Genomic DNA, 9,584 nt, shown 5'->3' on the forward strand with positions numbered 1-9,584 from the left:
GCCCCAGGCTTTTGCGGCCGCTGCGCAGCCGAGCGGGAGCAAGCTCCCTCGCCACAGGGGCAGCGTCGTTGCGGGTCAGTAATCATCCCCGCGGTCCGTCACGTCCTTCTCGACGTCCGGTGCGTGCGGGTCGAAGCCCTGGGGGAATTTGCCCTTCAGGTTCCAGGCAAAGGCAATGATCTCGGCGATTGTGCGGTACAGCTCCTCGGGGATGCTGTCGCCCAACTCCAGCCGCGCCAGCAATTTCACCAACTCGGCATTTTCATAGATCGGCACTTCGCTTTCCCGGGCGATACGCAGGATTTCCTCGGCCAGGGCTTCGTCGCCCTTGGCGGTGAGGGTGGGGGCGTGGTGGCCGTCGTACTTGAGTGCGATGGCCTGGCGGGGTTCGGTATGGGTTGTCATGCGGTTTCGTCCACCCAGCGTTGATCCAGTCGAGTCTTGGGCCCCTGGGGCGGAGTGCCGAGGTGGCAATCCAAGTCGCCGACGTTCAGCCCGCACGTCACCAGACGCTCACGCAGGGCGGTCAGGTTGCTTTCGATCAGGCTGGCGGTGTACGGCCTTTGCGCCCACAACTGGCTGGACAGGCTGCCGCTGAGCAACTGAGCCTGGATCTGCAACGGCCCCAGCGGTTCCATGTCGAACGCCAGCTCGACCCGCCACAATTGCTGTTTCGCTTCGCGGGGTTCGCGGCGCTCGTCCGGCTGCTCCCGGGCAGCGGTTTCCTCGCGCTGGAACTTGACCTGCAACGGCACGATGTCCTGCAGGTTGCGCATCGGAATTTCCAACTGCCAAGTGCTCATCAGCCGGCCGTCATCGGTCAGCCCGGTCTGCTCCAGGCTCGACAACTGATGGCTTTGCAAGCGCGAAACCGCGGCTGCGGCCAGACGCAACAGGTGTTCCAGATCACCTTCTTCGTCTTGACCTTTCAGCTGGCGCGAGGGCAGGGGAAAGCTGGTGGGTTGTGGCTTGGCGCTGACCTGGCCGAGCATCCCCAGGGCACTGCGGACAAAGCTGGGCAGCGCCTGGGCCAGGGTGTTGGCGGCGATGATGGCGCTCAGATTGGTGGAAGCGGGCAGGGCTGGTGTCAGTTGGGCGATCAGTTTCAGCAAGTCGCCTTTCATGTCCGGGGCAAGACTCGGCGGTTGCCCGGCGAGGAGTTTGCTCTCGAGGAACATGCCGCTGGCGACCATCGCCTGGGCCAGGCCCTTGGGTGTAGTCAGTTGCTGGACGTCCGGCAGACCGGCCAGCAGGCGCGTTACCGCCGCGCGCAGCTCAGGGCCGGCGTCGTCGTTGGCGGGAAGGTTCTGCAGGGCGGTGAGCAAGCTGTCCAGCGAACCCTGGCGGCCCACCTGCGTTACCAGTTGCTGGCTGACCGCCAATTGTTCCTGGCGGTTGCTCAGGGGCACGAATTTCAAGGTCTGCGCATCCTGTACCTGAGCGCTCAACAACGTGCCAATGCGCAATGGCTGGGGGCTGTCGATGTCCAGGGTGGTGCCGGCCTGGGCGGTGTTGAGCAGGCTCACCAGCGAGCGATATACCGCCGCTTGCCCGGGCAATTGCGGCAGCGCCTGGCTGGTCAGGACTTTGCCTTGCAACAAGGTGCCCACGGGCAATTGCGCGGTGTCGATGCGGGTCAGGGTGGCGACACTGGACGCGAGCGCCTGTTGCACGGTGATCGCCAGGTTGCTGGCCGACGGCTGGGTCACGGCCAGGCTGGTACCTTGCGGCAATGGCTGGGCGCTGGTGGCCTGCACCGTGGCCTGCCGGCCGCTTTCCAGGGTCAGCTTGAGCAACAACTGGAAGGCCTGGTCCGCCTGCTTGAGTGACAACACCTCGGCCTTGGCTGTCTGGCCTGGGCCGATCAGTCCCTCGGCCGGTGCCAGCAACTTGAGCAGCTCGCCAGTCACCGCCGGCATGCGCGTGGTTGCCGTGGGCTGGGGCAGCGGCGGGATGTTCATGTCGCCTGTCATCTGCGGTCTTACCTTGGGGAAATCAGCGCTCTTTGGCGCGGGGCTTCACATGTATAATGCCGCCCGCCTTCCAAAGAGCGGCGAAAATCTTGCAATTGTTTGACGCAGCTCTGTAGAACGGGCCGTCAATGCATCTATGCTGCATCACTTTAACGGCCGCTGCACTGCCGACTTGAACCGTATAAGGCCCGCGATCCCTTGACCAGTCCTCTTTTGCAAACCATCGGCCTTGCCTGCGAGCGAGACCTGCGGCTGCTTTTCGAAAATCTCGAATTGAGACTCTCACGTGGCGATATGGTGCAAGTCAGTGGTCCCAATGGCAGCGGCAAGACCAGCCTGTTGCGCCTGCTGGCCGGGTTGATGCAACCCACCGCCGGCCAGGTGCTGCTCAACGGCGAGCCCCTGGACAGCCAGCGCAGCGAACTGGCCCGCAATCTGCTCTGGATCGGCCATGCCGCCGGTATCAAGGACTTGCTGACGCCGGAAGAAAACCTCAGCTGGCTCTGCGCCTTGCACCGGCCGGCCGGTCGCGAGGCGATCTGGCAGGCCCTGGCGGCGGTAGGCCTGAAGGGTTTCGAGGATGTGCCCAGCCACACGTTGTCGGCCGGCCAGCAGCGCCGCGTGGCCCTGGCCCGACTTTACCTGGACAGCCCGCCGTTGTGGATTCTCGACGAACCCTTCACCGCCTTGGACAAGCAGGGCGTCGCGCAGCTCGAAGAACACTTGGCCGGGCATTGCGACAACGGCGGCATGGTGTTGTTGACGACCCATCACACGTTGAGCCGGATGCCCGCCGGCTATCGCAGCATTGACCTGGGGAACTGGGCGGTATGAGCGTCTTTGGCCTGTTGCTTGCCCGTGAAGCGCGCCTGCTATGTCGACGTCCGGCTGAACTGGCCAATCCGCTGGTGTTTTTCGCGATTGTCATCGCCCTGTTCCCGTTGGCGGTCGGTCCGGAGACTCAATTGTTGCAAACCTTGTCGCCGGGGCTGGTCTGGGTGGCCGCGCTTTTGTCGGTCCTGCTCTCGCTGGACGGGCTTTTCCGCAGTGATTTCGAAGACGGTTCCCTGGAACAGTGGGTCCTTTCGTCGCACCCCCTGGCCCTTCTGGTTTTGGCCAAGGTACTGGCACACTGGGTTTTTTCCGGCCTGGCGCTGGTGCTGCTCTCGCCGCTGCTTGCAATGATGCTGGGCTTGCCCGCCGCGTGCACACCGGTGCTGCTGCTGTCGCTGTTGCTCGGCACACCGGTGCTGAGCCTGCTCGGCGCGGTGGGTGCGGCGCTGACGGTAGGGCTCAAGCGTGGCGGCCTGTTGCTGGCGTTGCTGATCCTGCCGCTGTACATACCGGTACTGATCCTCGGCAGTGGCGCCTTGCAAGCGGCGCTGCAAGGCATGCCGGCAACCGGTTATCTGCTGTGGCTTGGGAGCCTGACCGCCCTGGCGATAACCCTGACACCCTTTGCAATAGCCGCTGGCCTGAAGATCAGCGTCGGCGAATAATAATGCGGCCTGGTCAGGAATTGACCACTTCCACTGGAAGCGAAGGCTGACCTGGCGGCTCGTGAAGCCGCGCCGCAACCGTGATGGAAACTGCAATGAACTGGACCTGGTTTCACAAGCTCGGCTCACCCAAGTGGTTCTACGGCATCAGCGGCACGATGCTGCCCTGGTTGAGCGTCGCCGCCCTGTTGCTGATCGGTATCGGCCTGGTCTGGGGCCTGGCTTTCGCACCGCCGGACTACCAGCAGGGCAACAGCTTTCGCATCATCTATATCCATGTTCCAACGGCGATGCTCGCCCAGTCGGTCTACGTGATGCTGGCGGTCTGCGGTGTGGTCGGGCTGGTGTGGAAGATGAAACTGGCCGACGTCGCCCTGCAATGCGCAGCGCCCATCGGTGCCTGGATGACCGCCGTGGCGCTGGTCACCGGGGCGATCTGGGGCAAGCCGACCTGGGGTTCGTGGTGGGTCTGGGATGCACGACTGACGTCGATGCTGATCCTGCTGTTCCTGTACTTCGGTCTTATTGCGCTGGGCAACGCCATCAGCAATCGTGACAGCGCGGCCAAGGCCTGCGCAGTGCTGGCGATTGTCGGCGTGATCAACATCCCGATCATCAAGTACTCGGTGGAGTGGTGGAACACCCTGCACCAGGGCGCGACATTCACCCTTACCGAAAAACCGGCGATGCCGGTCGAGATGTGGCTCCCGCTGCTGCTGACCGTGCTGGGTTTCTACTGCTTCTTCGGCGCGGTGCTGCTGCTGCGCATGCGCCTCGAAGTGCTCAAGCGCGAAGCCCGGGCCAGTTGGGTGAAAGCCGAAGTACAGAACAGCCTGGAGGCCGCTCGATGAGTTTCGCGTCATTCGGCGACTTCCTCGCCATGGGCCATCACGGCCTGTATGTCTGGTCAGCCTATGGCATCTGCCTGGCGGTGCTGGCCCTCAACGTGGCGGCGCCGATCCTGGCCCGCAAGCGGTATCTGCAACAAGAGGCGCGTCGTCTGCGCCGGGAGAACGGTCAGTGAATCCGCTGCGCAAAAAACGTCTTGTCATCATCCTGGCGATCCTGGTCGGCGTCGGCGCGGCGGTCGGCCTCGCCCTCAGTGCCTTGCAACAGAACATCAACCTGTTCTACACCCCGACCCAGATCGCCAGTGGCGAAGCGCCCAAGGATACGCGCATCCGCGCTGGCGGCATGGTGGAGCAGGGCTCGCTGGTGCGTTCCGGGGATTCGCTGGACGTGAAGTTCAATGTCACCGACTTCAACAAGACCGTGACCATCACCTATCGCGGCATCCTCCCGGACCTGTTCCGCGAAGGGCAGGGCATCGTTGCCCTGGGCAAACTCAACGCCGACGGCGTGGTGGTGGCCGATGAAGTGCTGGCCAAACACGACGAGAAATACATGCCGCCGGAAGTGACCAAGGCCCTGAAAGACAGCGGCCAGTCGGCGCCCCCTCCCGTGAAGGAGGGTTGATCGATGAATGCCGGTCTGTTTATTCCTGAGCTGGGCCATCTGGCGATGATCCTGGCCCTGTGTTTTTCCCTGGTCCAGGCGGTTGTGCCGTTGCTCGGTGCCTGGCGTGGCGACCGCTTGTGGATGAGCCTCGCCCAGCCGGCGGCATGGGGGCAGTTTGCATTCATGCTGTTCGCGTTCGGTTGCCTGACTTACGCGTTCATGGCCGACGATTTTTCCGTGGCCTATGTCGCGAGCAACTCCAACAGCGCCTTGCCCTGGTACTACAAGTTCAGCGCGGTGTGGGGTGCCCACGAAGGTTCGCTGTTGCTCTGGGCGTTGATCCTGGCCGGCTGGACCTTCGCGGTGTCGGTGTTTTCCCGACAGTTGCCGCAAGTGATGCTGGCCCGGGTGCTGGCGGTGATGGGCATGATCAGCATCGGTTTCCTGCTGTTCCTGATCCTCACGTCAAACCCGTTCGAGCGCATCCTGCCGCAAGTGCCGATGGACGGCCGCGACCTCAACCCGCTGCTCCAGGACATCGGCCTGATCGTCCATCCACCGATGCTCTACATGGGCTACGTCGGCTTTTCCGTGGCCTTCGCCTTCGCCATCGCCGCCCTGCTCGGTGGCCGCCTCGATGCCGCGTGGGCGCGCTGGTCGCGGCCATGGACGATTGTCGCCTGGGCCTTCCTCGGCATCGGTATCACCCTCGGTTCGTGGTGGGCCTATTACGAGCTCGGCTGGGGCGGCTGGTGGTTCTGGGACCCGGTGGAGAACGCTTCCTTCATGCCATGGCTGGTCGGCACGGCGCTGATCCATTCACTGGCCGTCACTGAAAAGCGCGGGGTGTTCAAGAGCTGGACCGTGCTACTGGCGATCGCGGCGTTCTCGCTGAGCCTGCTCGGGACCTTCCTGGTGCGCTCCGGCGTACTCACCTCGGTGCATGCCTTCGCTTCGGACCCCGAGCGTGGCGTATTCATCCTGATGTTCCTGCTGTTCGTGGTCGGCGGTTCACTGACGCTGTTCGCCCTGCGTGCGCCCGTGGTGAAAAGCCAGGTCGGCTTCAACCTCTGGTCCCGGGAAACCCTGCTGTTGGGCAATAACCTGGTGCTGGTGGTGGCGGCGTCGATGATCCTCCTCGGGACGCTGTATCCGCTGGTGCTCGATGCGTTGTCCGGCGCCAAGCTGTCGGTCGGCCCGCCGTATTTCAACGCACTGTTCATTCCGTTGATGGCGATTCTGATGGTGGTGATGGCGATCGGTGTGCTGGTGCGCTGGAAGGACACACCGGTCAAGTGGCTGCTGGGCATGCTCACGCCGGTGCTGCTCGGCACCGCCGCCCTGGCCGTGGTGGCGGGCATCGCTTATGGCGATTTCAACTGGGCGGTGCTGGCGACATTCGTGCTGGCGGCGTGGGTATTGTTGGCGGGCGTGCGGGATATTTTCGACAAGACCCGCCACAAAGGCCTTGTCAAAGGCCTGCCGACCCTGACCCGCAGTTACTGGGGCATGCAGCTCGCCCACCTGGGGATCGCCGTCTGCGCCCTCGGTGTGGTGCTGTCCAGCCAGAACAGTGCCGAGCGCGACCTGCGGCTGGCGCCGGGCGAGTCCATGGACCTGGGCGGCTATCAATTCGTTTTCGAGGGCGCCAGGCATTTCGAAGGTCCGAACTTCACGTCCGACAAAGGCACCGTGCGGGTCATTCGCGACGGCCGGGAGATCACCGTGCTGCACCCGGAAAAACGCCTCTACACCGTACAGAACTCGGTGATGACCGAAGCCGGGATCGACGCCGGTTTCACCCGCGACCTCTATGTGGCGCTGGGTGAACCGCTCGGTGATGGCGCCTGGGCGGTACGCGTCCACGTCAAGCCGTTCGTCCGCTGGATCTGGTTTGGTGGCCTGCTCACCGGACTGGGCGGCGTCCTCGCGGCGCTGGATCGGCGTTATCGGGTGAAAGTGAAAACCCGGGTGCGCGAAGCCCTGGGCGTGACGGGAGCCACGGCATGAAACGTTGGTTGATGGTGTTGCCGCTAGCGCTGTTTTTGGTGATGGCGGTGTTCTTGTACCGCGGGCTTTACCTGAACCCGTCCGAATTGCCCTCGGCGATGATCGGCAAACCGTTCCCGGAGTTCTCCCTGCCATCGGTACAAGGCGACAAGACCCTGACTCGCGCCGACCTGCTGGGCAAGCCGGCGCTGGTCAACGTGTGGGGCACCTGGTGCATTTCCTGTCGGGTCGAACATCCTGTGCTGAACAAACTGGCCCAGAACGGCGTGGTGATCTACGGCGTCAACTACAAGGACGTCAACGCCGATGCCTTGAAGTGGCTGGCCGAGTTCCACAATCCCTATCAACTCGACATCCGCGATGAAGAGGGCACCCTCGGCCTGAACCTGGGCGTCTATGGGGCGCCGGAAACTTTCTTCATCGACGCCAAGGGCATCATCCGCGACAAGTTCATCGGGGTGATCGACGAGCAGGTCTGGCGCGAGAAGCTGGCCGGCAAATATCAGGCGCTGGTGGATGAGGCCAAGCCATGAAGCGCTGGTTAGCGGCTGCCGTTCTCGGCTTGAGCCTGGCCGGCGTTGCCCACGCCGCCATCGATACCTACGAATTTGCCAACGATGCCGAGCGCGAGCGGTTTCGCGAACTGACCAAGGAACTGCGCTGCCCCAAGTGTCAGAACCAGGACATCGCCGACTCCAACGCGCCGATTGCCGCCGACCTGCGCAAGGAGATCTTCCGCATGCTCGGCGAGGGCAAGGACAACCAGCAGATCATCGACTTCATGGTCGATCGCTACGGTGAGTTCGTGCGCTACAACCCGGCGCTGTCGTCCAAGACCGCATTGCTCTGGTTCGGCCCCGCCGGGCTGCTGCTCGGTGGTTTCGTCGTCATCGCGGTGATCGTGCGTCGCCGCCGGGTCCAGCGCACCGCCGCCCCGGACACGCTTTCTGTCGAAGAGCGCCAGCGCCTCGACCAACTGTTGGATAAAACCAAGCATGATTGATTTCTGGCTCGCCGCAGGTCTGCTTCTCCTGGTTGCCCTGAGTTTTCTGTTGATCCCCGTGTTGCGTGGCCGTCGCGCCCAATTGGAAGAAGACCGCACTGCGTTGAACGTGGCGCTGTATCAGGAGCGCGTCGCCGAATTGCAGGCCGAGCGGGAGGAGGGCGTGCTCAACGCCGCGCAACTGGACACCGGTCGCGCCGAGGCCGCCCGTGAATTGCTCGCCGACACCGAGGGCGCGGAGGCGCCGCGCGAATCGCGACTGGGCAAACCGTTGCCGCTGCTCGCGGCGGTGTTGGTGCCGGTATTGGGCCTGGCGCTGTACCTGCATTTCGGCGCCAGCGACAAGGTCGAGCTGACCCGTGAATTCGCCCAGGCGCCCAAGTCCATGGAAGAAATGACCTTGCGCCTGGAGCGCGCGGTGGCGGCACAACCGGATTCCGCCGAAGGTTTGTATTTCCTCGGGCGGACCTACATGGCGCAGGACCGGCCGGCGGACGCGGCGAAGATCTTCGAACGCACCGTGGCGCTGGCCGGCCGCCAGCCCGAGCTGCTCGGACAGTGGGCCCAGGCGCAGTATTTTGCCGATGGCAAGAAGTGGTCGGACAAGGTCCAGGCCCTCACCGACGAGGCGCTGAAACTCGATCCGAAGGAAGTCACCAGCCTCGGCCTGTTGGGCATCGCCGCATTCGAAGGCGAGCGCTATCAGGAGGCGATCGATTACTGGGGCCGCCTGCTGGCGCAGTTGCCCGAAGGTGACAAGTCGCGGGAGGCGTTGCAGGGGGGCATCACTCGCGCCACCGAGAAGCTGCAAGCCAATGGCGGCAAGGTTGCCCAGGCGCCAGTCGCCAAGGCCGCGGCGCTGCTAAAAGTCCGTGTCGAGCTCGATCCTGCCCTCAAAGCCAAGGTGCAGCCGGGCGACAGCGTGTTCATTTTCGCTCGCGCCGTGTCCGGCCCGCCCGCGCCGTTGGCGGCCAAGCGCCTGACCGTCGCCGACCTCCCGGCCAGCGTCGAGCTGGGTGACGCCGATGCGATGATGCCGCAGCTGAAACTGTCGAACTTCCCTGAAGTCCAACTGGTGGCGCGCATCTCCCGGGCCGGCCAACCCACCGCCGGCGAGTGGATCGGTCGCAGCCAGCCCCTGGCAAGCAGCACCACGGCGCTACAACAATTGATTATCGACAGTCCGGACCAATGACAGGAACTCGCACCATGACCGCCATCGCTCGTATGACCCTGCTCACCCTCGTCCTGGGCCTGAGCGCTTGTGCGGTCCAGCGTCCACCGGAACCGTCGGCGCCATTGCCACCGATTCCGCCTTCGACGCCGACCACCAAACCAGGCCCGTCGACCGCGCCCGGCAAACCCGTGACCCCGAACAAACCGGCCAAGCCGCTGCCGCGCACCTCCGCCAGTTTCGCTCCACCACCAGGCGGCAACAGCCACTGGGACGCCAAGCTCGGGGTCTATGTGCTGGACAAGCAGCCCAATACGTTCTATCGCCAGCGCACCTATTACCGCTGGAACAACGGCTGGAGCCGCTCCGTCAGCCCGAACGGCCCGTGGGAAGAGACCACTATCGAAGGCGTACCGGCGGGGCTCGGACAGAAGTTTCACTGAAGCCCATTGCCGGCCCTTGTGGGG

General features: G+C 63.9%; 12 protein-coding genes. 10 read left to right on the forward strand and 2 right to left on the reverse strand.

Annotated features, from left to right (window positions below; genetic code table 11):
* Positions 1-75: 75 nt before the first annotated feature.
* Together ACE04F_RS15665 and fliK are read right to left on the reverse strand one after the other, a co-directional pair.
* On the reverse strand, positions 76-405 hold the full coding sequence (locus tag ACE04F_RS15665) for an EscU/YscU/HrcU family type III secretion system export apparatus switch protein (protein ID WP_434629261.1): 330 nt from the start codon (positions 403-405) through the stop codon (positions 76-78).
* On the reverse strand, positions 402-1,973 hold the full coding sequence (gene fliK, locus ACE04F_RS15670; RefSeq protein ID WP_486108047.1) for a flagellar hook-length control protein FliK: 1,572 nt from the start codon (positions 1,971-1,973) through the stop codon (positions 402-404). The genes ACE04F_RS15665 and fliK overlap by 4 nt, the downstream gene beginning before the upstream one ends.
* A 198-nt stretch (positions 1,974-2,171) precedes the next feature.
* On the opposite strand from fliK, the gene ccmA reads away from it, so the two are divergent.
* The 10 genes from ccmA to ACE04F_RS15720 all read left to right on the forward strand — a co-directional run bounded on the left by ccmA (position 2,172) and on the right by ACE04F_RS15720 (position 9,560).
* The gene (gene ccmA, locus ACE04F_RS15675) at positions 2,172-2,807 is read left to right on the forward strand and encodes a cytochrome c biogenesis heme-transporting ATPase CcmA (protein WP_486108049.1); all 636 of its coding nucleotides are present in this window, start codon (positions 2,172-2,174) and stop codon (positions 2,805-2,807) included.
* Positions 2,804-3,472 carry a heme exporter protein CcmB gene (gene ccmB / locus ACE04F_RS15680; RefSeq protein ID WP_486108051.1) on the forward strand — a complete coding sequence of 223 codons (669 nt, stop codon included), beginning with the start codon at positions 2,804-2,806 and terminating at the stop codon, positions 3,470-3,472. Before ccmA ends, ccmB begins: the two co-directional genes overlap by 4 nt.
* A 95-nt stretch (positions 3,473-3,567) precedes the next feature.
* Positions 3,568-4,323: a heme ABC transporter permease gene (locus ACE04F_RS15685; RefSeq protein WP_486108053.1), complete on the forward strand. Its 756-nt coding sequence runs from the start codon at positions 3,568-3,570 to the stop codon at positions 4,321-4,323.
* Positions 4,320-4,496: a heme exporter protein CcmD gene (gene ccmD, locus ACE04F_RS15690; RefSeq protein WP_007939192.1), complete on the forward strand. Its 177-nt coding sequence runs from the start codon at positions 4,320-4,322 to the stop codon at positions 4,494-4,496. The genes ACE04F_RS15685 and ccmD overlap by 4 nt, the downstream gene beginning before the upstream one ends.
* The gene (gene ccmE / locus ACE04F_RS15695) at positions 4,493-4,948 is read left to right on the forward strand and encodes a cytochrome c maturation protein CcmE (protein WP_486108055.1); all 456 of its coding nucleotides are present in this window, start codon (positions 4,493-4,495) and stop codon (positions 4,946-4,948) included. The genes ccmD and ccmE overlap by 4 nt, the downstream gene beginning before the upstream one ends.
* Positions 4,949-4,951: 3 nt before the next feature.
* On the forward strand, positions 4,952-6,940 hold the full coding sequence (locus ACE04F_RS15700) for a heme lyase CcmF/NrfE family subunit (RefSeq protein WP_486108057.1): 1,989 nt from the start codon (positions 4,952-4,954) through the stop codon (positions 6,938-6,940).
* Positions 6,937-7,473, forward strand: a complete 537-nt coding sequence (locus ACE04F_RS15705) for a DsbE family thiol:disulfide interchange protein (RefSeq protein WP_095963989.1) — start codon at positions 6,937-6,939, stop codon at positions 7,471-7,473. The genes ACE04F_RS15700 and ACE04F_RS15705 overlap by 4 nt, the downstream gene beginning before the upstream one ends.
* Complete coding sequence (locus ACE04F_RS15710) at positions 7,470-7,943, forward strand: cytochrome c-type biogenesis protein (protein WP_486108060.1); 474 nt, start codon at positions 7,470-7,472, stop codon at positions 7,941-7,943. Before ACE04F_RS15705 ends, ACE04F_RS15710 begins: the two co-directional genes overlap by 4 nt.
* The gene (gene ccmI / locus ACE04F_RS15715) at positions 7,936-9,138 is read left to right on the forward strand and encodes a c-type cytochrome biogenesis protein CcmI (protein WP_486108062.1); all 1,203 of its coding nucleotides are present in this window, start codon (positions 7,936-7,938) and stop codon (positions 9,136-9,138) included. The genes ACE04F_RS15710 and ccmI overlap by 8 nt, the downstream gene beginning before the upstream one ends.
* A gap of 14 nt (positions 9,139-9,152) precedes the next feature.
* Complete coding sequence (locus tag ACE04F_RS15720; protein ID WP_305499657.1) at positions 9,153-9,560, forward strand: hypothetical protein; 408 nt, start codon at positions 9,153-9,155, stop codon at positions 9,558-9,560.
* The last annotated feature ends 24 nt before the right edge of the window (positions 9,561-9,584 follow it).

It is taken from the genome of Pseudomonas sp. AGC41 (assembly GCF_057334555.1).

Coding starts and splice junctions, on each gene's coding strand:
- ACE04F_RS15710 (WP_486108060.1), top strand. CDS start 7,470: ATGAAGCGCTGGTTAGCGGCTGCCGTTCTCGGCTTGAGCCTGGCCGGC.
- fliK (WP_486108047.1), bottom strand. CDS start 1,973: ATGACAGGCGACATGAACATCCCGCCGCTGCCCCAGCCCACGGCAACC.
- ACE04F_RS15685 (WP_486108053.1), top strand. CDS start 3,568: ATGAACTGGACCTGGTTTCACAAGCTCGGCTCACCCAAGTGGTTCTAC.
- ccmD (WP_007939192.1), top strand. CDS start 4,320: ATGAGTTTCGCGTCATTCGGCGACTTCCTCGCCATGGGCCATCACGGC.
- ACE04F_RS15720 (WP_305499657.1), top strand. CDS start 9,153: ATGACCGCCATCGCTCGTATGACCCTGCTCACCCTCGTCCTGGGCCTG.
- ccmI (WP_486108062.1), top strand. CDS start 7,936: ATGATTGATTTCTGGCTCGCCGCAGGTCTGCTTCTCCTGGTTGCCCTG.
- ACE04F_RS15705 (WP_095963989.1), top strand. CDS start 6,937: ATGAAACGTTGGTTGATGGTGTTGCCGCTAGCGCTGTTTTTGGTGATG.
- ACE04F_RS15700 (WP_486108057.1), top strand. CDS start 4,952: ATGAATGCCGGTCTGTTTATTCCTGAGCTGGGCCATCTGGCGATGATC.
- ccmB (WP_486108051.1), top strand. CDS start 2,804: ATGAGCGTCTTTGGCCTGTTGCTTGCCCGTGAAGCGCGCCTGCTATGT.
- ACE04F_RS15665 (WP_434629261.1), bottom strand. CDS start 405: ATGACAACCCATACCGAACCCCGCCAGGCCATCGCACTCAAGTACGAC.